The organism is Streptomyces sp. NPDC005485 (assembly GCF_040606085.1).
In the GTDB taxonomy this organism is placed as follows: Bacteria; Actinomycetota; Actinomycetes; order Streptomycetales; family Streptomycetaceae; genus Streptomyces.
This window is the reverse complement of the sequence record NZ_JBEXDZ010000016.1, coordinates 22823-46878: the sequence shown is the minus strand read 5'-3', so window position 1 is coordinate 46878 and position 24056 is coordinate 22823. Positions and strand designations below refer to the sequence as shown.

The window sequence follows — 24056 nt, the reverse complement described above, 5'->3', positions numbered from 1 at the left end:
CCCGGAACGGGAGGGAAGGCACATGGAGAGCGGACCGGCGATCTTCGCGGGGATGGTGTTCGCCCTGTTCGGAGGCGCGCTGCTGACCTGGACGGTGGTCCGGGTGCGGCACCGCGAGCCCGTTGCCCACGGTGTGAGCCCCGTCGCATCCGCCGCCCTCGCGACCCTCGCCTCCGCGGCGGCGCTCGCTGCCGGCGCATGGTGCTTCACGCGCCCGTGAGCGTGTGGTCCGCGGCGGCCCGCGGGGGGCCTCCGGGTAACTGATAGATCACCCTCCGGATGGGCCGGGAAAGGCTCCCGGTCACTCCGGGCGGCAGGAATGGCGGTAGTCGGGTTACCGTTCGAGTGGCCGTTGCGGGCTTTTCCCGTTTGACACGGGGGCGGGATGTACCGTCACACTCCGCAGCGTCAGCACGATTCGACCCCCGGGCCCCAGGCTTGGGGAGACCCCCCTGCGTCGACCGGAGAGAAGAGCGAAGTTGTCCCCGACCAGCGACACCGCACACGGCGGCCGCCGACTCGTCATCGTCGAGTCGCCTGCCAAGGCGAAGACGATCAAGGGCTATCTCGGCCCCGGCTATGTCGTCGAAGCGAGCGTCGGGCACATCCGCGACCTCCCCAACGGCGCCGCGGAGGTGCCCGAGAAGTACACCGGCGAGGTCCGCCGCCTCGGTGTGGACGTCGAACATGACTTCCAGCCGATCTATGTGGTCAACGCCGATAAGAAGGCTCAGGTCAAGAAGCTCAAGGACCTGCTGAAGGACTCCGACGAACTCTTCCTCGCCACCGATGAGGACCGCGAGGGCGAGGCCATCGCGTGGCACCTCCTGGAGGTCCTGAAGCCCAAGGTTCCCGTCAAGCGGATGGTCTTCCACGAGATCACCAAGGACGCGATCCGGGCAGCCGTCGCCAACCCGCGCGACCTCAACCAGCGCATGGTCGACGCCCAGGAGACCCGCCGCATCCTCGACCGCCTCTACGGCTACGAGGTCTCGCCGGTCCTGTGGAAGAAGGTCATGCCGCGGCTGTCGGCGGGCCGTGTGCAGTCCGTGGCGACCCGCCTCGTCGTCGAGCGGGAACGCGAGCGCATCGCCTTCCGCTCCGCCGAGTACTGGGACCTGACCGGCACCTTCGGCACCGGCCGCGCCGGTGACCCCTCCGACCCGTCCCAGCTGATCGCCCGCCTGACCACGGTCGACGGCCGGCGTGTCGCCCAGGGCCGCGACTTCGACTCGCTCGGCCAGATCAAGAGCGCCAACACGCTCCACCTGGACGAGGCGAACGCCCGCGCTCTCGCCGCCGCCCTGGAGAACACGGACTTCTCCGTCCGCTCGGTCGAGTCCAAGCCGTACCGCCGCTCGCCGTACGCGCCGTTCCGCACGACGACGCTCCAGCAGGAGGCCTCGCGCAAGCTCGGCTTCGGCGCGAAGGCCACGATGCAGGTAGCACAGAAGCTGTACGAAAACGGCTTCATCACCTACATGCGTACGGACTCCACGACCCTCTCGGACACGGCGATCACCGCCGCCCGCACCCAGGTCACGCAGCTGTACGGCGCCGACTACCTGCCGTCCAGCCCGCGCACGTACGCCGGGAAGGTCAAGAACGCGCAGGAGGCGCACGAGGCGATCCGCCCCTCCGGCGACCGCTTCCGCACCCCGGCCGAGACAGGCCTGACCGGCGACCAGTTCAGGCTCTACGAGCTGATCTGGAAGCGGACCGTCGCCTCCCAGATGAAGGACGCGACCGGTAACTCGGTCACGGTCAAGATCGGTGGCCGTTCGAGCGACGGCCGCGACGCCGAGTTCAGCGCGTCCGGCAAGACCATCACCTTCCACGGCTTCCTGAAGGCGTACGTCGAAGGCGCCGACGACCCCAACGCGGAGCTCGACGACCGCGAGCGCCGGCTGCCGCAGGTCGGCGAGGGCGACCCGCTGTCCGCCGAGGAGATCTCGGTCGACGGCCACGCCACCAAGCCCCCGGCCCGCTACACCGAGGCCAGCCTCGTCAAGGAGCTCGAAGAGCGCGAGATCGGCCGCCCGTCGACGTACGCGTCGATCATCGGCACGATCCTCGACCGCGGCTATGTCTTCAAGAAGGGCACGGCCCTGGTGCCGTCGTTCCTGTCCTTCGCCGTGGTCAACCTCCTGGAGAAGCACTTCGGGCGGCTCGTCGACTACGACTTCACGGCCCGGATGGAGGACGACCTCGACCGCATCGCGCGGGGCGAGGCGCGTGCGGTGCCGTGGCTGAGGCGGTTCTACTTCGGTGAAGGCGCCGAGGGCGGCGCCGCCGACGCGGGCAACGGCGACGGGGACCACCTCGGCGGCCTCAAGGAGCTCGTCACCGACCTGGGCGCCATCGACGCCCGCGAGGTGTCGTCCTTCCCCGTCGGCAACGACATCGTGCTCCGCGTCGGCCGCTACGGCCCGTACATCGAGCGCGGCGAGAAGGACTCCGAGAACCACCAGCGCGCGGACGTACCGGAGGACCTGGCGCCGGACGAGCTGACGGTCGAGCTCGCGGAGGAGCTGCTCGCCAAGCCGAGCGGTGACTTCGAGCTGGGTGCCGACCCGGAGTCGGGCCACCAGATCATCGCCAAGGACGGCCGTTACGGCCCGTACGTCACCGAGGTGCTCCCCGAGGGCACCCCGAAGACGGGCAAGAACGCCGTCAAGCCGCGCACCGCCTCGCTCTTCAAGTCCATGTCTCTCGACACGGTGACCCTTGCGGACGCCCTCAAGCTGATGTCGCTGCCGCGCGTCGTCGGCAAGGACGCCGAGGGCGTGGAGATCACGGCGCAGAACGGCCGCTACGGCCCGTACCTGAAGAAGGGCACGGACTCCCGGTCGCTCACCGCCGAGGACCAGCTCTTCACGATCACCCTCGAAGAGGCGCTGGCGATCTACGCCCAGCCCAAGCAGCGCGGCCGCGCCGCCGCCAAGCCGCCGCTGAAGGAACTCGGCGCGGACCCGGTCAGCGGACAGCCCGTCGTCGTCAAGGACGGCCGCTTCGGCCCGTACGTCACCGACGGCGAGACCAACGCGACCCTGCGCTCCGGCGACAGCGTCGAGGAGATCACCCCGGAGCGCGGCTTCGAGCTGCTCGCCGAGAAGCGCGCCAAGGCACCGGCCAAGAAGACCGCCAAGAAGGCACCCGCCAAGAAGACGGCCACCAAGAAGGCCCCTGCCAAGAAAACGGCCGCAAAGAAGACGACGACTTCGAAGACGGCCGCCAAGAAGGCACCCGCCAAGAAGGCCGTCGCCAAGAAGACGGCCGCTTCCGAGAGCTGAGCCCGCTGAGCCCTGTGCGTCTTCCGCACGCGTGCGCCCCTACACCTTCCGGTGTGGGGGCGTCCGTATGTTCGGCCACCCCTTCGGGGAGTCAGTGGGTCCGGATAGGCTGGCGGGATGACGCGAGCCGAGCAGCCAACGGCCCATGAACCGGCCCCCGACGACGCCCTGGTCGCGGATTCCCGCGAACGCGCCGTCCGCGCTCTGCTGCGCCGGCCGCAGCTGAGGCGGCTCTGGAGCGCACAGCTCGTGGGAGGTGTCGGCGACGCCCTCGCCCTGTTTGTGCTGGTCGTCCTCACCCTCCAGGCGGCCATCGCCGAGGGCTCCTTCGGCGGCGGCTACCGAGGAGTGGCCCTCGCCGTGGCGACCGTCTTCGGGGCGCGCGTGCTCGCCACGCTCCTCTTCGGCGCCGTCCTCCTCGGCCCGCTCACCTCACTGACCTCCCCGGAGGGCCCGCTCGACCGGCGCTGGACCATGGTCGGCGCGGACGGCGTACGCGCCGCGCTCCTGATCGTCGCGCCCCTGTGGATTGACTGGACCCCGGACGACGCCCTCGCCGTCCTCCTCGTCATCGCCTTCGTGACCGGAGTCGCCGAGCGCTTCTGGACGGTGTGCCGCGAGAGCGCGGCGCCCGCCCTGCTGCCCGCGCCGCCGCTGGAGGGCGCCACGGTGCGCCCGCTGCCGGACCACATGGACGCCCTGCGGCGCCTGTCGCTGCGTACGGGATTCATGGCGGTGCCGATCGCGGCCGCCGCGCTCGTCGCCGTGTCCCTCGTCAACAACCTGCTGGGTGCCGGGATCGCCTGGTTCGAGCAGCATCAGGCGGCGCTCGCCTCGTACGTCGCCGCAGGGCTGTTCGCCGCCTCGCTCTCGGTGGTCACGTTCCTCGAACTGCCCGACTCCCGCACCCCGCGCGCCCGCTCGCCCCTGGAGGGCCTGCGCAGGCCCAGGACGGGCACCGGCGTCGACAAGGGCCGCACGGGCGCGATCCCGCTGCTGGTCCTCGCCTGCGCCGCCGTCGCCGGGGCGGTCTCGGCCTCCGTCGCCGTCTCCGTACTGCACGCCAAGGACCTGGGCGGCGGCCCGGTGACGTACGGACTGCTGGTCCTCGCGCTGACCGGGGGCGTCGCCGTCGGCATCCGCACCGCCCCGAACGTGCTGCCGGCGCTGTCGCGGCGCAGGCTGCTCGCGCTGGCGATCGCCTTCTCCGGCGTCGCGCTGCTCGCCGCCGGGCTCGTCCCGGACGTCACCACCGTGCTGCTGATCGTCGCCCTCGCGGGCATCGGCGCCGGCATTGCCGCCAACACCGGGCACACCCTCCTCGACCAGGAGGTCGAGGAGTACCGGCGGGCGCGTACGACCGAACACCTGCACGCGGTCGTACGGGTCCTCGTCGCCCTGGGGGCGCTCCTTGCGCCCGTGGTGGCCGCGGCGATCGGGCCGCACCGCCTGGAGAACGGCAAGTTCGTCTTCGCGCACGGCGGCGCCGCCTTCACGCTCATGCTCGTCGGCGCGCTGCTGCTGCCGGTCGCCGCGCTGGTCCTCGCCAAGGTCGACGACCGCTCCGGCGTACCGCTGCGGCAGGATCTGCGGGACGCGCTGCGCGGCGGCGACGACCCGGACCAGCTGGCTGCCGCGACCGGGTTCTTCATCGCCCTGGAGGGCGGTGACGGAGCCGGGAAGTCGACCCAGGCCGAGGCCCTGGCCGAGTGGATCCGGGCCAAGGGCCACGAGGTCGTGGTGACGCGCGAGCCGGGCGCCACACCGGTCGGCAAGCGGCTGCGGTCGATCCTCCTCGACGTGTCGTCCGCCGGGCTGTCGCACCGGGCCGAGGCGCTGCTGTACGCCGCCGACCGCGCCGAGCACGTCGACACGGTGGTGCGGCCCGCGCTGGAGCGGGGTGCTGTCGTCATCTCGGACCGCTACATCGACTCGTCGGTGGCCTACCAGGGCGCCGGCCGCGACCTCTCGCCCACCGAGATCGCCCGTATCAACCGCTGGGCGACCGACGGGCTGGTGCCCCATCTGACCGTCCTGCTCGACGTCTCGCCGGAGACGGCACGCGAGCGGTTCACGGAGGCGCCGGACCGGCTGGAGTCGGAGCCGCTCGAGTTCCACACGCGCGTGCGGTCCGGTTTCCTGACCCTGGCGGCGGCCGACCCCGGGCGCTACCTGATCGTCGACGCAGGTCAGGAGCCCGAGTCGGTCACCACCGTCATACGGCACCGTCTCGACGTGATGCTGCCGCTCTCCGAGGCCGAGGTGAAGGCCCAGGAGGAGGCGCGCAAGGCGGCCGAGGAGGAGGCCCGCCGCAAGGCCGAGGAAGAGGCCGCCCGCAAGGCCGAGGAGGAGCGCCTGGAGCGTGAGCGCCAGGAGCAGCTGGCCCGGCTGCGCGCCGAGGAGGAGGAGCGCAAGCAGCGCGAGCTGGAGGAGGCCCAGCGGCGCGAGGCCGAGCGCCAGGCCGAGGAGGCCCGGCAGCGTGCCGAGGAAGCCCGCCGTCGCGCCGAGGAGGAGCGCGTCAGGCAGCTTGCCGAGGAGCAGGCCCGGGCCGCCGAGGAGGAGCGCCGGCGCAGGCAGGCCGAGGAGGAGGCCCGGCTGCGGGCCGAGGCGGAGGAACGCCGCCTGGAGAAGCAGCGCAAGGCCGAGGAGGCCCTGCTGCGTGCCGAGGAGGCGCGCCGGGCAGCGGAGGCCGCAGCGGCGGCGGCTTCGGCTGCGGCTTCGACCCCGGCTCCGGGTGCGTCCGGTTCCGCGGCGTCCTCGCGACGGGCTTCGGCCCCGGCCGACAACGAGACGACGGTGCCCACGCCGATCGTGACGCCGTCGAACGCCTCGGGCGGTCCCATGGAGGAGACGGCCAAGCTGCCGAAGCCGCCGGTGTCTCCGGGGGCGGCCGACGAGACGGCGGTACTTCCTCCCGTACGGGAGGACCGGGCCGCCGACGAGACGGCCGTGCTCCCGCCGGTACGAGACGATCGCGCCGCCGACGAGACCGCGGTGCTGCCACCGGTCCAGGATCGCGGGGACGCCGGGGGCACCGGGACTGCCAGGGACGCAGGCGCGGGTGGTCCCGCGGATCGCGTGCCGCCGGGCTTCTTCCGTGACGAGCGGCCGGCGCCCCGGTCCGACGGCGGACCCCGGACCGACGGCGCGCCTCGGCCCGAGGGTCCCGAGGACCGCACCCGGGAGCTGCCCCAGGTCGACGACCGGGGCACCCCGCGTCGCCGCCCGCGCTCCGACTGGGCGGAGGAGACCCCGCTGGACGACCTCCCGACCCTGGCGGACGAACTGCTGGGCCCGCGCGACGACGACCAGGACGAGGGGCGGGGCGGGCGCCGGCGCTGAGCCGGTCCCGGTCCCGGACCCGGCCGCACAGCCCGTGGCGGTCCGTTGTCAGTGGCGACCCGCACAATGGACGCGGCAAGGCAAAGTGCGACGAAAGGGCGGTGCCCCGTGCCCGTATGGGACGACCTGGTGGGCCAGGAGAAGGTGAGCGAGCAGCTCGCCGCCGCCGCACGTGACGCCGACGCGCTCGTCACCGCCATCGCCACGGCCGCGCCACCGCCCGAGGCGTCGAAGATGACGCACGCCTGGCTGTTCACGGGCCCGCCCGGCTCGGGCCGCTCCACGGCGGCGCGCGCCTTCGCGGCGGCGCTCCAGTGCGTGAGCCCCGACCGCGCGCTCGGCGGCGTCCCCGGCTGCGGCTTCTGCGACGGCTGTCATACGAGCCTCGTGGGCACCCACGCCGACGTGCAGATCGTCCGCACGGACCTCCTCTCCATCGGCGTGAAGGAGACCCGGGACCTGGTCCGCCGCGCCCAGATGTCGCCCGCCGGCGGCCGCTGGCAGGTGATCGTCCTGGAGGACGCCGACCGCCTCACGGAAGGCGCGGGCAACGTCCTGCTGAAAGCAGTGGAGGAGCCCGCTCCTCGCACGGTCTGGCTGCTGTGCGCCCCCTCCATCGAGGATGTCCTGCCGACCATCCGTTCGCGCTGCCGCCTCCTCACACTGCGCACCCCGCCGGTGGATGCGGTCGCCGACATCCTCGTACGGCGGGACGGCATCGAACCCGACGTCGCGGCCGTCGCCGCCCGCGCGACGCAGGGCCACATCGGGCGCGCGCGCCGTCTCGCCACGGACCGCAGCGCCCGCGAGCGGCGGGCCGCCGTCCTGAAACTCCCGCTGCGCATCGACGATGTCGGCGGCTGCCTCAAGGCCGCCCAGGAGCTGATCGACACGGCGGCGGAGGACGCCAAGCAGCTCGCCGAGGAAGTCGACGTGAAGGAGACCGAGGACCTGAAGACGGCGCTCGGCGCGGAGAAGGGCGGCCGCATGCCGCGCGGCACCGCGGGCGTCATGAAGGAGCTGGAGGACCGGCAGAAGCGCCGAAGAACGCGTACGCAGCGCGACAGCCTGGACCTGGCCCTGATCGACCTCACCGGGTTCTACCGCGACGTCCTCGCCCTCCAGCTCGGCTCACGTATCGCCCTCGCCAACACCGAGGCCGAGGACGTCCTGGAGCGCCTGGCCCGTGGCAGCACACCGGAGGCGACCCTGCGCCGTATCGACGCGATCGCCGCCTGCCGCGAGGCCCTCGACCGCAACGTGGCACCGCTGCTGGCGGTGGAGGCGATGACGATGGCGCTGAGGGCGGGGTGAGCCGTCGGGCTCCCTGTGGGTAACTCGTCGGGTTTCCGGCGAGGCAACTCGTCAGCCCTACCGGCAGGGTGACTCGCGGGTTCACTCTCTCGGTGGCTCGGGGTGTCCGGCCGGTTGACCAGGTCACTCGTAAGAGGATCATCGGCCACCGATGGTGAGCATTTCATCGCGCAGGGTTACGCTCGCGAGATGTACACCAGGCGTTCTGTCAGGTCTTCAGCCGGATCCGTCCGTTCCGCCGCCACGAGCCGCACCCTCCGCGCCGGCGGCACGCTGCTCGCCGTGGCGGCACTGCTCGTCTCGGCCTGCTCCTCGGGCAGTTCGAGTACGGCCAGGTCGACTCCGGACACGGCGCTGGGCGCGCTGCCCCGGGCCACGCCGTCGACGCTGTCCCCTTACTACGGGCAGAAGCTGACCTGGCGTACCTGCGGTGTCCCCGGCTTCGAGTGCGCCACGATGAAGGCGCCGCTGGACTACGCCAAGCCGACCTCTGGCGACATCCGGCTGGCCGTCGCGCGCAAGAAGGCCACGGGCCCGGGCAAGCGGCTCGGCTCGCTGCTGGTGAACCCGGGAGGCCCGGGCGGCTCGGCGGTCGGCTACCTGCAGGGGTACGCCGGCATCGGCTACCCGGCGGAGGTCCGCGCCCGCTACGACATGGTCGCCGTCGATCCGCGCGGCGTGGCCCGCAGCGAGCCGGTCGAGTGTCTGACCGGCCGCGAGATGGACGCGTACACGCAGACTGACTTCACTCCCGACGACAAGAAGGAGAAAGGCGAACTGGTAGACGCCTACAAGAAGTTCGCCGAGGGCTGCGGACGGCGGTCGGCCGATCTGCTGCGGCATGTCTCCACGGTCGAGGCGGCCCGCGACATGGACATCCTGCGCGCGGTGCTGGGCGACAAGAAGCTGACCTATGTCGGGGCGTCGTACGGGACGTTCCTCGGGGCGACGTACGCGGGGCTCTATCCCGACCGGGTGGGCCGGCTCGTCCTCGACGGCGCGATGGACCCCTCGCTCACCGCCCGGAAGCTGAACGAGGATCAGACGGCGGGCTTCGAGACCGCCTTCCGGTCCTTCGCGAAGGACTGCGTGCGCCAGAGCGACTGCCCGCTCGGCGGCGCGGGCACGAGCCCGGACCAGGTCGGCAAGAACCTCAGCGCGTTCTTCACCCGGCTCGACGCGGCTCCCCTCCCGGCGGGCGACGCGGACGGCCGCAAGGTCGGCGAATCCCTCGCGACGACGGGCGTGATCGCGGCGATGTACGACGAGGCGGCCTGGCCCCAGTTGCGCGAGGCCCTCACCTCGGCGATGAAGCAGCGGGACGCGGCTGGCCTGCTCGCCCTCTCCGACAGCTACTACGAGCGCGACGCCGACGGCCGGTACGCGAACCTGATGTTCGCCAACTCGGCCGTGAACTGCCTCGACCTCCCTGCGGCCTTCTCCACCCCCGACCAGGTCGAGGCCGCCCTCCCCGCCTTCGAAAAAGCGTCCCCCGTCTTCGGTGAAGGCCTCGCCTGGGCCTCCCTGAACTGCGCCTACTGGCCGGTCAAGCCCACCGGTGAACCCCACCGCATCGAGGCGAAGGGCGCGGCCCCGATCGTCGTGGTCGGCACCACCCGCGACCCGGCGACCCCCTACCCCTGGGCCCAGTCCCTCGCCGCCCAGCTCTCCTCCGCCACCCTCCTCACCTACGTCGGCGACGGCCACACCGCCTACGGCCGAGGCAGCGACTGCATCGACTCCACGATCGACCGCTACCTCCTCCGCGGCACCCCTCCCAACAAGGGAAAGCGCTGCTCATAGCCCCTGCGACGGTCCCCGCCTCCGGGCTCCCCAGGGCGTGTGCGGAGCACCCCGGGAAACTGTGTAGACTTACCGACGTTGCTGATCGCACCATAGTGCTGGCAGCGCGCCGCCTTAGCTCAGATGGCCAGAGCAACGCACTCGTAATGCGTAGGTCTCGGGTTCGAATCCCGAAGGCGGCTCTGTAGAAGCCTCAGGACTCACTCGCCGTGACCTGGGGCTTTTGCTTTTCCTTGACCTTCTGTGGTCCAAGCCACTGCGTTGCGAGGTGGGCGTGAGGGCGAATGGGGCCCAAATGGGGCCCAGATCGTCTTGCGCATCTGTAATGCGTAGGTCTCGGGTTCGGATCCCGAAGTCGGCTCCAAGGCGAATCCAGGGTCAGGCCTACGAGCTGGTGGATTTCCCCTTCGGGTGGCCATGGAATTCTCGCAAAGTGGGGCATGCGTGCCCTGCGATGGTGACAGGCGATCAGTTTGCCGCGCGGCCTTGGAGCACGGGCTGCCGCCCGGCCGTGTGCGGGGGAAACGGCCCGTACAGGAAACGGCCCGAAGGACGCATGGGGTGTGAGTGGACGCTGTGTAGGGCGCGACAGCTGTGCTGGACCGAGGAGACGGTTCTGCTTTGGCCTGCTCGTAGTCGCGATCGGCGAGTCTGTAGAAGGCTGCTGCCCCAGAGGGTCGTTCGCGGGAGGCGGAGTCCGGCGAGGTAGCTCGCGGACGTTTCGCCGACAGCCCCCTCGCCGAACGCCAACGCCCTGGCCGGCAATCTCGCCAACTTCTCGTCCAGGTATGGGTCCACGAGCTGGAAGAACGAGGCGCGACATGATCCCGCAGCTCGGAAGTATCAACGCCCAGGTCCTTCGCGACGTGGGCGATCGGCCAACCGGTGGTGCGGACCTCGCGGATCGCGCGCTCGCGGAGCTCGTCCGGGTAATTACGGGGTGCTGCCATCGTGCTGATGGATCTCCTTCGCCAGGACCGTAAACCTGGCATCAGGGACTCCGCAAAATCAGTACAGCTCAGTCCCGCTGAAGCATCCCCGACAGCGTCAGGCAGTGAAAAGTTTCCGGCTCGCGGCAACCTTTGCGGTGCCTGTGACCACAAGGAGTCGGATCCGGCCAGTCCCGGTGGCCGCGATCCGCTTTTCCTCCGTGAACGGTATGCAAGGAGAGCACCTCCCCATGAAGAACCCCACGCACGGCGGGCGCCGCGGGCGTCACCGCCGTCGCTGGACTGCCACCGCTGTGCTGCTCGGCGCGCCCCTCGCCGTCGTGCCGTATCTCCTGTTCGTGCAGGAGGACTCGCAGGCCGCGACGGTCGACGGCAATGCCTACTACGAGCTGGTTTCCGTGCGCAGCGGCAAGGTGCTGGACGTCAACGGCTTCTCCACCGCCGACGGCACCCGGATGCAGCAGTGGACCGACCAGCACACCGCCAACCAGCAGTGGGAGCTGAAGTCCGCTGGGGACGGCTACTACGAGCTGGTGAACCGCAACAGCGGCAAGGTGCTGGGGATAACGGGCGATTCGACCGTCAAGGGAGCTGCCGCCGAGCAGCAGACCGACAGCTCCTCCACCGCCCAGGAATGGAAGATCGAGGAGGTGAGCGGTTCCGACGCCGTCACCTTCACCTCCCGCAGGAGCGGCCAGGTCCTGGACGTCTCCGGAGGCTCCTCGGCCAACGGGGCGGCAGTCATCCAGTTTCCCGGCCTGGGAAGCACCAACCAGCAGTGGAAGCTGGTGAAGATGGCCGACCCCCTGGCGGGTGGAGCCGGCAGCGCGGACGCCAAGCCTGCGTCCGGACCGTATGCGTGGAAGAACGCCCAGGTGGCGGGCGGCGGTTACGTCACCGGACTGGTGTTCAACCAGAAGGAGAAGGGCCTGCTGTACGCGCGCACCGACATGGGCGGCGCCTACCGCTGGGACACCGGGGCGGAGCAGTGGATCCCGCTGACCGACTGGCTCGGTGAGAAGGACTGGAACCTGCTGGGCATCGACTCGCTGGCCACCGACTCCGTCGACCCCAGCCGGCTCTACCTCGCGACGGGCACCTACACCAACGAGTGGGCGGGCAACGGCGCGATCCTGCGCTCCACCGACCGGGGCCGTACCTTCCAGCGCACCGATCTGCCGTTCAAGGTGGGTGGCAACGAACCCGGCCGGGGGGCGGGCGAGCGGCTCGTGATCGACCCCGCGAACCACGGCACCCTGCTGCTGGGCACCCGCAAGAACGGCCTGTGGCGCAGCACCGACTACGGGGTGACGTGGCGTCAGGTCTCGTCGTTCCCCGTCAAGGACGGGGCGGGCAGCGGCGCGGGCATCTCCTTCGTGACGTACGGCCCGGCCGGCAGCAACACGGTGTACGTCGGCGTCAACGACAAGTCCACGCCTTTGTACCGTTCGACCGACGGCGGCAGCAGCTGGCAGGCCGTTTCCGGGCAGCCCACCGGCCAGATGCCGCAGCACGGTGTGGTCTCCGGTGACGGGTCGCTGTACCTGTCCTACAGCAACAGCATCGGCCCCATGGACGCGACGGCGGGCTCGGTGTGGAAGTACACCGCGACCAACGGCGCGTGGAAGAACATCTCTCCCTCGCAGGGCAGTTACGGGTTCTCCGGTCTGGCCGTCGACCCGCAGAAGCCCTCCACGGTGATGGTCACCACCCTCGACCGCTGGTGGCCCGAGGACGAGATCTACCGCACCACCGACGGTGGCACGACCTGGAAGGCGCTGGCTGACGCCTCGCAGCGCGATGCCTCCGGCGCTCCGTACGTCGGCACCCACACCGGGCACTGGATGACCGCGCTGGCCATCGACCCCTTCAACTCCGGGCACGTGCTGTACGGCACCGGCAACGGCATCTGGCGCAGCAAGGACGCGGGCGCCTCCGACAGCGGTGGCACCAGCCACTGGGCCGCCTCAGGGGCCCGCGGGCTGGAGGAGACCTCGCTGGCAGACGCGATCGCCCCGCCAGGCGGCGCCACCGTCATCACCTCCATGGGCGACCAGGGCGGCTTCCGCCACGACTCCCTGACCGAGGTGCCCGGCGGACGGATGAAGAACCCGCTGATGAGCAGCAGCACCGACATCGACTTCGCCCAGTCCAACCCCTCGGTGATGGTCCGTGTCGGCACCGGCGGCGCGCAGGACGGCGCCTACTCCACCGACGGCGGCAGCACCTGGAACGGCTTCACGGCCGAACCCGTCCCCAGCGCGAACAGCGGCCATGTCGCCCTCTCGGCGGACGGCTCCACCATCGTCTGGGCCGAATCAGGTCAGGCCCCTTACCGCTCGACCGACAAGGGAGCGCACTGGTCGAAGGTCAGCGGCCTGGGCACCGACGCCGTCGTCGTCGCCGACCGCTCCTCGGCCGGCACCTTCTACGCACTGACCAACGGCACACTCAACGCCAGCACCGACGGCGGCGCGACCTTCACCCCCCGCGCCGGCAACCTCCCCTCCGGCCGGCTCACCGCCGTCCCCGGCATCAACGGCGACCTGTGGATCGCCGCCGGTGACAGGGGGCTGCTGCACTCCACCGACGGCGGCCGCACCTTCACCACACTCAGCACGGTGAAGTCCGCCTCCGCCCTCGGCTTCGGCAAGGCCGCACCGGGGGCCGACTACCAGGCCCTGTACCTGATCGGCACCGTCAAGGACGTCACCGGAGTCTTCCGCTCCACCGACAAGGGCGCCACCTGGCTCCGCATCAACGACGACGCCCACCAGTGGGGCGCCATCGGAAGCCTCGGCGTCATCACCGGCGACCCCGACACCTTCGGGCGCGTCTACATCGGCACCAACGGACGCGGTCTGCAGTACGGCGACCCGTCCTGACCCCGACACCCGAGCGGGGCCGCAGGCACAACAGCCTGCGGCCCCGAGTATCCGCAGCGGCGTCGTAGTGCGTCGCCCCGGACCCACAGTGAAAGTCCACGAAAGAAGAAACCCCAGCCGCCATGCGGCTGGGGTTTCTTCGAGGCGTAGGTCAGTGCTTCAGGGTGAGGACGCCCGGTCGGTACGGCAGTCGGTCGTAGGGAGTGTTCGCCGGTGCGGTGGGGGACTTGCCCTGGTAGAGGAACTGCAGGTGGCCCCGGTCGGCGGTCAGGCTCCGGGGTGCAGGCCGGGCCAGCCCGGTGAGGGGTCGCCCTTCACCTCACCGAAGTACAGGGCGAAGGTCTGCTTCCAGCGCTCGATCGCCGCGCGGTCGGCCATGAACTTGGGGAAGCCGTCGAGGTTGCCGTTGGGGTACTCCCAGACGGGCTTGAGCCCGGTCGGCGGGGTGACATCGGTGCGGACCGACCAGCCGTTGGTGGCGGCCTTCTGCTGCTCGACGGAGAGCCGCCAGTTCAGGTACAGCTTGGCGGCGGTGGGGTTCTTGGCCTGCTTGAGGATCGCGGCCCGCTGTCCCCAGGACATGAACGGCGCCTTCTCGGGCAGCACCCACTTGACCGGCCCGGTGGACAGCGGCGCGCCGGAGCCGCCGATGCCGATGGCCTTCTGGCCGCTGGTGACGGCCGCGCTCGGGGTGAAGCTGCCGCGGGCGAACTGAAGGTCCTGGGTGGCCAGTCGGGCCAGCCAGTCCCAGCCGTACTTCTCCACGTAGAGGGTGTAGAGGTAGAGGACCGCGTCGTCGTCGTGCGGGTAGGAGGAGGCGATCTTCCCCTTCCAGCGGGCGTCGGCCAGGTCGAGCGGACCGCTGGGGATGTCGGAGCCGACCGCGGCGGGACCGTACATGTAGCTGAAGGCACTGACCTGGACGGCGACCCACGCGCCGTGCGGGTCCTTGAAGGGGGCGTAGAGCTTGGAGAAACCGGCCGGCTTGTAGGCGAGCAGGCGGCCCTGCTCCTTCCAGCGCACGAAGTCCTGCACGGTCTGGAGCTGGACGACGTCGGGTATCAGGGTGTCGGTGGCGAACTGGTTGTCGACGCGGACGTCGTGGTACTTGCTGTAGTCGACGACCACCGTCAGGTCGATGCCGGGGAACTGGCTCTTGAAGCCGTTGCGGATCCCGTCTGCCTGGCTGGAGACATCGCCGCCGGCGTAGAGCACGAGCTTGCCGCCCTCCGCGAGGGCTGCCTGGTAGAGCTCGTCAAGAGTCCGCTTCTCCTCGGTGCCGCCCGTTGCCACGCGGCCCGCAGAGGCTTGGCCGGTGGCGGCCTGAGCGGGGGTGACGGAGGCAGCGGTGACACCGAGACCGAGAGCGGCGCCCGCTCCGGTGGCAAGCAGGCGGCGTCGGCTGGGAAGGCTGGTCATGGTGGGGGTGAGCCTTTCTGTCCGTGCTGTTCTGTTCGGTTGTCTGTGTGGTGCGGCTGGACCACGGCAGGGGAGCAGCACGGCGCCCGGGTACGGCACGGGTGCCGTGCTGCTGCCGGGGGGTCAGAACATGGTGTTGTCGTTGGCGCTCTTCTCGGGGACTTCCTGGATCACGTCCCAGTGCTCGACGATCTTTCCGTCGGCGACGCGCCAGAAGTCCGCGACGGCCATGCCCCGGTCGCCGGGCTTGAGATGGAGATTGCTGTGGGTGACCACCAAGTCCCCTTCGGCGACCGTGCGCTTGATGTCCAGGCGCAGGTCGGGGAACTGCCCGCGCAGCCAGTGCACATAGCCGACGAAGGCACCCGGGCCGTCCTGCGCCTCGGGGTTGTGCTGGGTGTAGCTCTCGCCGAGGTGCGCGGCGGCGGCCGCCTCGGGCTGGTAGTCGTTGAACGCCTGCTCGTAGAACGCGATGACAAGCGCCTTGTTGTCGGCAGCGGACACTGGCTTCTCCTGACCTTCGAGTGCTGGGTTTCAGATGGTCATGGCGTCACGGACGAGCGCCGTGTCGACGAACTGTTCGAAGCGGACGATCAGGCCGCCGCGGACGACGAAGTGGTGCGCGACACGGACGTCGATCGGTTTGCCGGTGGCCTTGTTGGCCGCGGTATAGCGGGCCAGGACGACGACGTTCTCGCCGTCGACGACGTAGGTGTCGTCGTGCGCGGCCCAGCCCTCCCACTCCTTGCCGAGCTGCTCCATGACGTTGGCGGTGACGCCCTCGGGCGTGCGATAGGTCCCGGCCAGCGGGAAGCCGGCCATCTCCGTCCACTCCACGTCGGGGGCGAGGGTGGCACGCAGGGCGTCCAGATCACCGGCCGCGGAGGCCAGGTACTGCCGGCGTACGACGTCGGCGGGCGCGGTGGAGGTGGCGAAGTCGCTCATCGTCAGCCCCACTTCATCTCGCCCTTGGCGACCTTCGAACCGATCTGGGCGGCGATCAGCATGCCGTTGTCCGGGAAGCGCTTGACGAGGGCGTCGTTCAGCGCGGCGCCGTCGGCGGCCTTGCCGAGCTCCTCCTCGAAGGCGATCAGGTAGGCGCGGGTGGCGGTGATGGCGGAGGCGTCGGCGGCGGTGCCGGGGAGGCGGTGGCCGGGGACGACCAACTCGGGCTGGAGGGCGGCCATTTCGTCGAGCAGGTCGATCCAGGCGGCGCGGTCGCCGGGGGTGGGGGTGTCGGCGACCCAGACGTGCTCCTGCTGGAAGAGCAGGACACCGCCGAGCAGCGCACGGTGCTCGGCCTGCCACAGGTAGTGGCGGTCGGGCAGACCCGCCGGGCCGCCCTTGAGCTCGAAGCGGTGGCCTTCCAGGGTGAGGTCGCCGGTCAGCGGGGCCAGGTCGACCAGGCGGGTGGGGAGGTTGGGGCCGAGTGCCGCCCAGGCCTTGAGCTTGCCCTCGTAGGAGTGCGCGATGTGCTCGATGACGAGCGGGGTGGCGACGAAGACCGCCTCGGGAAAGGCGTCGGCGATCACCTCGGCGCCGAAGTAGAAGTCGGGGTCGGCGTGGCTGACGTAGACCGTGGTCAGCGTCTTGCCCGAGTCGAGGATCTCGGCAGCCAGACGGTGGCCGTCGGCGCGGGTGAAGCCGGCGTCCACCAGCAGCGCCTCGTTCTCGCCGGTGACGAGGGTGGCGGTCTTGTTCTTGCTGCCGGCCGGGAAGTCGAGATCGAGGACTGTGAAGGAGAGAGTGCTCATGCGTGGTTCCTCGGGTGAAGGGTGATGGTCGGGGAAATCGCCTCGCGGCGAGGTGTACGACGTGAACCGGATCGAGGCGGGCAGCCCGTGTCGGGCAGGGGTTCAGCCTTGGGTGCCCTGCTGGTCGATCGGGTGGAGGCTGAGGACGTGGGGTCGGACGAGTGGGCGCCGTGTACATCGCCGATGCAGAGGCCGAGGCGGGCCTTGCAACGGGCGAGGGCGGCGCTGCTTCTTCTCGAACGCGTTCTTGAGGCAGTCGTCCTGCCCGGACCTGCCATCACCGGTGAAGACGACGTGCCGGTCGCTGTCGGCCACGACCTGCCGGTACAGCGCCCGCAACCGGGTCTCCTCGTTTGAGCCGGTCCGCTCGGCGGAGGAGGAGGTGGCGGCGTCCGCCGAAGTGGGTGCCGCAGACAGGCCGGACGCGAGGACGCCGTCCATGGGAGCTGCGACGCCGGAGGCGGCCAGGACACGCTTTCCCATGGGTGGACTCCACATCTGTGGGGTGGACACGGTGAAGTATCTGCCGACGCAGACAATATATCTGCCACAACAACTATTGCAACGGCAGATTCTTCCACGCCTGTCCTTCTGTCATCCTTGAGGAGTGAATGAACAACTGCTGAACGACGACGACGTGACACTCTTCGGTCTCTTCGTGGAGGCCCACAGCCGTATCAAGCCCCTGGTGAACCGCGATCTCGATATACCGCAGACCTGGTTCGAAGTGCTGCTGCGACTGGGCCGCACCCCCGGCCACCAGCTCCGCATGACGGACCTGGCAGAGGCCGTGTCCTTCAGCTCGGGCGGTTTCACCCGGCTCGCCGACCGCATGGAAAAGGAAGGACTCATCCGCCGCGACCCCGATCCTGCCGACCGACGAGCCGCACTCGCCGTACTGACCGACAAGGGCGGTCAGGCGCTCGACCACGCACTGACCGCCCACGTCTCCCACCTGCGCAACCACCTCGCCGGACCACTCTCAGCCGAGGACCGCCGCCACCTCGGGCGCATCCTGCGCACGCTCCGCGACGCGAACGCGTAAGTTCCTGTCCTTGATCCGGATCACCGTCGCGGGATTCGGCCGCCGCCAGAGCCTGCCCTTGGCTCCACATGACGGTCGTCGGTTCATCAGGCGTTTCTGATCCCTGGCCGTGAGGTGTGTACGGCTGGATCATCTGGGTTGTGGGGGATGACAAGACGGCTCGGCGGTATTGCCAGGAGTACGGTGGCCCGCTGCCGCTGCCGCTGCCGCTGCCGCTGCCGCTGCCGCTGCCGCTGCCGCTGCCGCTGCCGCAGACGATGGCGGCGGAGGCGTCGGCAGGCCGGTGAGCGAGTCATCGCGATGCAGCGTGGCGAGCAAGCGGAGTGCCCGGTATGTGGCAGGTCGCGGACGGTGGGGGTGGAGCGGTCGAGGACGGCTGTGTACCGCTCGGACCGTTGCCGGGTGCGGGCATGCCGTCAGCGACGGGCTTCTCGGAACGGCGTTACGGAAACGCCGCGGCCGAACGCGGTGTTCGGCGTCCAGCCGGCGGAGCGATCTTGGCGAGCACGCTGCGGTAGCTGCATCCCGGCATCCTGAGCCCCGCCAGGCCTACGACGGCCGTCACGACCGGTGCCGTACGCCCAGTTCCTCGCGCTGATCGAGGCCGCGTCCAGGCCCAGACCCAGAGCCTCACCGCCCCCCGACCGCGAGGTCACCCGTTCCTGCACGGGCGCCGCTCCCCCTCCCCGCCGTGGCCCGTCGAGGTCACCGACGAGCGGGGCACCGTCCTGGCCGCCGCGGACGGCGGGGTCCTGCGCCTGCACCGCGTCCTGGACCCCACCGCACCCGACACCCGCCCCGAGACGGCGGCCGGCCGCGTCAGCGGCGCCTGGGAGGCGGCCGACGGCCCCCGTGCCCGGGCGGTGTTCGCCACCGTGCGCACCGACCGAACGGCACGGGGCCGACGGGCAGGGTCCCGGCCTCTAGAACATGCCGTTGTCGTTGGCGGAGGTCTCCGGGACGTTCTGGATGATGTCCCAGTGCTCGACGATCTTGCCGTTCCGCACCCGGAACAGGTCCAGGATCGCCGTGCCCCGGTCTCCGGGATAGTTGACGTAGTCGCTGTGGACGGCCACCAGGTCGCCCTCGGCGATGATCCGCTTCGGGGTGACCGTCAGCTGCGGTGCCGAGGCGAAGTAACCGCCGAGGCCGGCCTTCGCGGCGGGCACGCCGCTCTGCATCTGCGTGTTGTGCTGGAGGTAGCCGGGGTCCCAGTAGCGGTCGAGGGCGCTCAGGTCCTTGTGGACGATGAGCTCGTCGAAGGCCTTGACGACCAGAGCCTCGTTGGCCTGGGTGAGCCGGTGGTCCAGGGGCTGCGAGACCTGCGGTGAACTCAGCGTGGAGAACATGTCGTTGCCGCTGGCCGTGGTGTCCGGCACGTTCTGGATCACGTCCCAGTGCTCGGCGATCTTGCCGCCCTGGAAGCGGAAGATGTCGATGACGGCCGCGCCCTTGGTCCCCGGGACCAGCACCACGTTGGAGTGGAGCATCACGAGGTCGCCCTGGGAGATGACCCGCTTGACGTTGTACCGGGCGTCGGGGAACTGCTGGTGGATCGAGGTGGCCAGGGCCTTCAGACCCGCCGCCCCGTCGGCCGCGGTCGGGTTGTGCTGGATGTAGTCGGGCCGTACGTAGCGGTCGACGACCGCGGTGTCACCGTGCTCGAACACCCTCTTGGTGACGGTGATGGCGACGGTCTTCTGGTAGCCGAGGCGGGCGGCATCGCCGTAGCCGCCCTGGCTGTGCGCCGCGAGCCCGGCGGCCGGGCCGTGCGGGGCCGCCACGGCGGGTACGGCGGTCGCGCCCAGGACCGCGGCGGTGGCGAGGAAGGCGACGACGGCCCTGCGGGCGGGAGTGGTGGGGGCAGTAGGGGGCATGGTGCGCTCCAAACGTCTCATGCGTGCGAAACCGGGGAGTAACTTGAAGTTTCAAACTCTGCATCGGCAGATAATCATCACGGAGCGGTCCATGTCAATTACCTTTGCCGCCCCTTGGCGTTCCTTGACCTTTCTCGACGCTCTTGCCTGGGACGCAGGGTGAAGGTGCCGTCCTTGGCGAGGGCCGGCGTGCCGGTGCCGGGCACGCGAAGGACTCCTTCGCCGTACCGTGCACCGGTCGCCGGGAAAACAGCGTCGGGGGCGGCAACCTTCTCGTCCTCTGTGGCAACTGGGAGCCGGAAAGCCGAGTCGAACAACCGGATGGACGGGCATGAGGGCAACGAAGCACGCCGCGCCGCAACCTTGCGCGACCGCCGTTCGAATCCCGGGCCCGGCACTGCTAGGCTGCGCCCCCCGTTGTTGTTGAACACGCAACCAATGCGCACATCATGGCAAGGAGAGGGCGACCGGGGGATGGTCCTCGATGACGCGTCCGCGGAGTTCCACGAATTCTTCGAACGCCACTACGCCGAACTCGCCCGTCTGGCACACCTCCTGACCGGCGAGTCCGACGCGGCGGACGACCTCGCGGCGGATGCCCTGGTCGCCCTGTGGCAGCGCTGGGACCGGTTGCGGCAGGCCGACCACCCGCTCGCCTACGCCCGCGGTGTGGTGGCCAACCTGGCGCGGGGACGGATCCGCAGCACAGTCCGGGAGCGACGCCGGATCACGCTGTTCCGGTCCCGCGGTCCGGAGAAGGTGGAGGGGCCGGACACGGCGGCCGTGCTGGACGTCCGCGCGGCGCTCGCCCGGCTGCCGTACCGCAAGCGCGCCTGCGTGGTGCTGAGACACTCTCTCGACCTGTCGGAGAAGGAGACGGCGGCAGCGCTGGGCATATCGGTCGGAACGGTGAAGAGCCAGACCTCGAAGGGAATGGCCGAGCTGAAAAGGCTACTGGGCGCACACGCGGCCGAGGACCTGGTGCCAGGGAGGAGGAACCGGTGAACGAGGAGATCGACCGTCGGCTGCGCGAGGCCGCCGAGGCCCACCGGCCCGACCGCGCGCGGATGCTGGCCCGGGTGGAACGCGGCATGGCCGGCCCCGCCGTCCGTCACCGCGCGCGACCGTTCGCGCGGTCCGGGACCAGGGTCGCCCTCGCCGGGCTCGCCGCCGGCGGCATCCTGACGACCGGCGGCCTCGCCGTCGCCGCCATCGTCGCGACCCCGCCGCCGACGCCCACCGTGACCACGCCTGCCACCCCGTCCCCGACCGTCAGCTCCCCGCACCCGACCTCGGCCCGCCCCACCCCGGTCGCGCCGCCCCCGGTCACCAGCCCGGGCAGCTCGCGCCCGACTCCGTCGACCACCAGCCCCTCGCCGACCGCCGACGAGAGCCGGAACGGGCCGCTGCGGTCGGCCGGCTCGCTGGATCCGAAGAGCACCGTCTACTGGACTCAGAGCAACCTCGTCCTCAAGACGACCCAGCCGCTCACCTCGCTCACGGTCGAGATCCGCATCGTGCAGACCGGCGGGGCGAAGAGCACCGGGACCTGGCAGACCCTGCCGGGTGATGACTTCACCGTCACCGTCAAGGAGGCCGGTGGCGCGCTGGTCTACCGCTGGGGACTCAAGCCGGGCCTGACCGTGCCGGCCGGGAACCATGAGTTCGCCGCGCAGTTCAACAACGGCGCGGGCGCGCACAGTGCCGCGGGCGACGGCTACCGCGTCGACGCGCGGGGTTCGGGCGGCTCCGCGTCGGTCCGGGGAGGGTTCGTCCCGACACGGTGAACGCCGCTGTGCGGCAACCTTTGTGTGCGTGGCGGCAACTGACAGGCATCCGGGGCTGGATCAAGGCCCGCTGCGCCAGAAGGACATTCCGTTGTCAGATCAGAACCGCTCTCATCGCCGCCGTCCGGCGACCCGCCGCGTGATCGCCGCCGCGGTGGTCCTCGCCGCCGCGGGCGCCGCCGTACCACTGGTCGCCCTGGCCGCACGCGCGCCGGAGGACGCCGCACCGGCCACGGTCGCCGACGCGGCGGCCGGCAGCGGCCGTTACTTCGGCACGGCAGTGGCCGCGGGCAGGCTCGGCGACTCCACGTACTCCGCCGTTCTCGACCGGGAATTCAAGATGATCACCCCGGAGAACGAGATGAAGTGGGACGCCGTCGAACCCTCCCGTGGGTCGTTCACCTTCGCCGCCGCCGACCGGATCGCCGAACACGCCACCGCACACGGCCAGCGCCTGCGCGGCCACACCCTGGTGTGGCACTCCCAACTGCCGGGCTGGGTCAAGTCCATCACCGACGCCGGCACCCTGCGCACGGTGATGAAGAACCACATCACCCAGGAGATGACCCACTACAAGGGCAAGATCTACGCCTGGGACGTGGTCAACGAGGCCTTCGCCGACGGCGGCAGCGGCCGGCACCGCAGCTCCGTGTTCCAGGACGTGCTGGGCGACGGCTTCATCGAGGAGGCCTTCCGCACCGCCCGGACCGCCGACCCCGCCGCCAAGCTCTGCTACAACGACTACAACATCGAGAACTGGTCCGACGCCAAGACCCAGGGCGTCTACAAGATGGTCAAGGACTTCAAGTCCCGCGGTGTGCCCATCGACTGCGTCGGCTTCCAGAGCCACTTCTCCGCCGGCGGCCCGCCGGCCAGCTTCCAGACCACCCTGTCCAACTTCGCCGCGCTCGGCGTGGACGTCCAGATCACCGAGCTCGACATCGCCCAGGCGTCCGCCACCGCCTACACCAACGCCGTCCAGGCGTGCATGAACGTCGCTCGCTGCACGGGCATCACGGTGTGGGGCATCCGCGACAGCGACTCCTGGCGCACCGGTGAGAACGCGCTGCTGTTCGACGCGGGCGGCAACAAGAAGCCCGCCTACAGCGCCGTGCTCAGCGCCCTGGGCAGCACCGGCAGCGGCGGCACACAGGCCGGGGACATCACCTCCGGCACTGTCTACACGCTCTCCAACGCGGCCGCAGGACGCGTTCTCGACGAGCCCGCGGGACAGAACGACAACGGCACTCCGCTCCAGGCGTGGGACGCCGGCGGGGCCTCCAACCAGCAGTGGCGGGCAGGCCGGAACAGCGACGGCTCCTACACCCTGACCAACATCGCCAGCGGCCGGGTGGTGGACGAGCCGGCCAACCGGACGGCCAACGGGACGAGGTTGACGGTCTGGGACGCCAACGGCGGTGCCCACCAGCACTGGAAGGCCCACCGGAACAGCGACGGCTCCTACACGCTGACCAACGTCGCCAGCGGCCGGGCGCTGGAGCTCCCCGGCGGTCGGACCGCCAACGGCACTCCCGTCCAGATCTGGGACACCAACAGCGGCGCCAACCAACGCTGGACCTTCCAGCCGGCCGCGGCGCCGAAGAGCGACACATGTGCGCTTCCGTCGACGTACCGGTGGACCTCGACGGACGCGCTGGCGCAGCCGGCGAACGGGTGGGCCTCGCTGAAGGACTTCACCACCGTGACCTACAACGGCAAGCACCTGGTCTACGGGTCGAACTACTCGGGATCGGCCTACGGCTCGATGGCGTTCAGCCCCTTCACGAACTGGTCGGACATGGCGTCGGCCCGCCAGACCGGCATGAGCGAGAAGGCGGTGGCGCCCACGCTGTTCTACTTCGCGCCCAAGAAGCTCTGGGTGCTGGCGTACCAGTGGGGTCCGTGGCCCTTCAGCTACCGCACCTCCAGCGACCCCACCGACCCGGGCGGCTGGTCCGCGCCGCAGCCGCTGTTCACCGGCAGCATCCCCCGCACCGACTCCGCCACCGGCCCGATCGACCAGACCCTGATCGCCGACGACAAGAACATGTACCTGTTCTTCGCCGGTGACAACGGCAAGATCTACAAGTCGACCATGCCGATCGGGAACTTCCCCGGCAGCTTCGGCTCCTCGTACACGACCGTCATGAGCGACACGACGAAGAACCTGTTCGAGGCACCGCAGGTCTACAAGGTCCAGGGCCAGAACCAGTACCTCATGATCGTCGAGGCTCGCGGTGCGAGCGAGCAGCGCTACTTCCGCTCCTTCACCGCCTCCAGCCTGAACGGTCCGTGGACCGCGCAGGCCGCCACCGAGTCCACCCCCTTCGCGGGCAAGGCCAACAGCGGTGCCACCTGGACCAACGACATCAGCCACGGCGACCTGGTCCGCAGCAACCCCGACCAGACCATGACCATCGACCCCTGCAATCTGCAGTTCCTCTACCAGGGCAAGACCCCGAACACCCCGCCGGGCACCTCCTACGACAACCTGCCGTACCGCCCCGGCATTCTCACCCTGAAGCGCTGACCCGCCTCCCGGAGTCTCCAGCCCGACGAAGATGACGAAAGGCGCCCCCATCGAAGA

17 protein-coding genes and 1 tRNA gene are annotated in these 24056 nt (G+C 70.3%); 12 read left to right on the top strand and 6 right to left on the bottom strand.

The annotated features are described in order from the left end of the window. The first annotated feature begins 22 nt into the window (after nt 1-22). The 7 genes from ABZS97_RS08490 to ABZS97_RS08460 all read left to right on the top strand — a co-directional run bounded on the left by ABZS97_RS08490 (nt 23) and on the right by ABZS97_RS08460 (nt 13587). A complete protein-coding gene (locus ABZS97_RS08490) occupies nt 23-220 on the top strand; it encodes a hypothetical protein (RefSeq protein WP_356135064.1) in 198 nt (65 codons plus the stop codon). Nucleotides 221-479: 259 nt separating this feature from the next. Further along, the gene (topA, locus tag ABZS97_RS08485; protein ID WP_356135062.1) at nt 480-3293 is read left to right on the top strand and encodes a type I DNA topoisomerase; all 2814 of its coding nucleotides are present in this window, start codon (nt 480-482) and stop codon (nt 3291-3293) included. 117 nt (nt 3294-3410) lie between these two features. Further along, on the top strand, nt 3411-6635 hold the full coding sequence (tmk, locus tag ABZS97_RS08480; protein WP_356135060.1) for a dTMP kinase: 3225 nt from the start codon (nt 3411-3413) through the stop codon (nt 6633-6635). Nucleotides 6636-6743: 108 nt separating this feature from the next. Next, complete coding sequence (locus ABZS97_RS08475) at nt 6744-7949, top strand: DNA polymerase III subunit delta' (protein WP_356135058.1); 1206 nt, start codon at nt 6744-6746, stop codon at nt 7947-7949. Between the two features lie 189 nt (nt 7950-8138). After that, the gene (locus ABZS97_RS08470; RefSeq protein ID WP_356135056.1) at nt 8139-9752 is read left to right on the top strand and encodes an alpha/beta hydrolase; all 1614 of its coding nucleotides are present in this window, start codon (nt 8139-8141) and stop codon (nt 9750-9752) included. A 108-nt stretch (nt 9753-9860) separates the two neighbouring features. After that, nucleotides 9861-9934, top strand: a tRNA-Thr gene (locus ABZS97_RS08465). Between the two features lie 998 nt (nt 9935-10932). Further along, a complete protein-coding gene (locus ABZS97_RS08460; protein ID WP_356135054.1) occupies nt 10933-13587 on the top strand; it encodes an RICIN domain-containing protein in 2655 nt (884 codons plus the stop codon). Nucleotides 13588-13854: 267 nt separating this feature from the next. On the opposite strand, the gene ABZS97_RS08455 is transcribed toward ABZS97_RS08460, so the two are convergent. From ABZS97_RS08455 to ABZS97_RS08435, 5 genes are all read right to left on the bottom strand, one after another. After that, complete coding sequence (locus ABZS97_RS08455) at nt 13855-15006, bottom strand: ABC transporter substrate-binding protein (RefSeq protein WP_356135052.1); 1152 nt, start codon at nt 15004-15006, stop codon at nt 13855-13857. 123 nt (nt 15007-15129) lie between these two features. Continuing rightward, nucleotides 15130-15510, bottom strand: coding sequence for a nuclear transport factor 2 family protein (locus ABZS97_RS08450; protein WP_356135050.1), 381 nt, complete (start codon nt 15508-15510; stop codon nt 15130-15132). A gap of 30 nt (nt 15511-15540) precedes the next feature. Beyond that, a complete protein-coding gene (locus tag ABZS97_RS08445; RefSeq protein ID WP_356135048.1) occupies nt 15541-15951 on the bottom strand; it encodes a nuclear transport factor 2 family protein in 411 nt (136 codons plus the stop codon). A 2-nt stretch (nt 15952-15953) separates the two neighbouring features. Continuing rightward, nucleotides 15954-16760, bottom strand: coding sequence for an MBL fold metallo-hydrolase (locus ABZS97_RS08440; RefSeq protein ID WP_356135046.1), 807 nt, complete (start codon nt 16758-16760; stop codon nt 15954-15956). Between the two features lie 102 nt (nt 16761-16862). Continuing rightward, nucleotides 16863-17243 (bottom strand): hypothetical protein, encoded by a 381-nt coding sequence (locus tag ABZS97_RS08435; RefSeq protein ID WP_356135044.1) that lies wholly within the window; start codon nt 17241-17243, stop codon nt 16863-16865. Nucleotides 17244-17367: 124 nt separating this feature from the next. Between ABZS97_RS08435 and ABZS97_RS08430 the strand changes: the two genes are divergently transcribed. Beyond that, on the top strand, nt 17368-17805 hold the full coding sequence (locus tag ABZS97_RS08430; RefSeq protein ID WP_356135042.1) for a MarR family transcriptional regulator: 438 nt from the start codon (nt 17368-17370) through the stop codon (nt 17803-17805). Between the two features lie 140 nt (nt 17806-17945). After that, on the top strand, nt 17946-18092 hold the full coding sequence (locus ABZS97_RS08425; protein ID WP_356135040.1) for a hypothetical protein: 147 nt from the start codon (nt 17946-17948) through the stop codon (nt 18090-18092). Nucleotides 18093-18728: 636 nt separating this feature from the next. Here ABZS97_RS08425 and ABZS97_RS08420 read toward each other — a convergent pair. Continuing rightward, complete coding sequence (locus ABZS97_RS08420) at nt 18729-19682, bottom strand: nuclear transport factor 2 family protein (RefSeq protein ID WP_356135038.1); 954 nt, start codon at nt 19680-19682, stop codon at nt 18729-18731. Nucleotides 19683-20156: 474 nt separating this feature from the next. Here ABZS97_RS08420 and ABZS97_RS08415 point away from each other — a divergent pair, with 474 nt between their 5' ends. The 3 genes from ABZS97_RS08415 (at nt 20157) to ABZS97_RS08405 (ending at nt 23999) form a co-directional block, all read left to right on the top strand. Then, entirely contained in the window at nt 20157-20687 is a 531-nt protein-coding gene (locus ABZS97_RS08415) for a SigE family RNA polymerase sigma factor (protein WP_356135036.1), read from the top strand. After that, the gene (locus ABZS97_RS08410; protein ID WP_356135034.1) at nt 20684-21469 is read left to right on the top strand and encodes a hypothetical protein; all 786 of its coding nucleotides are present in this window, start codon (nt 20684-20686) and stop codon (nt 21467-21469) included. Before ABZS97_RS08415 ends, ABZS97_RS08410 begins: the two co-directional genes overlap by 4 nt. A gap of 139 nt (nt 21470-21608) precedes the next feature. Further along, entirely contained in the window at nt 21609-23999 is a 2391-nt protein-coding gene (locus ABZS97_RS08405) for a non-reducing end alpha-L-arabinofuranosidase family hydrolase (protein WP_356135114.1), read from the top strand. The last annotated feature ends 57 nt before the right edge of the window (nt 24000-24056 follow it).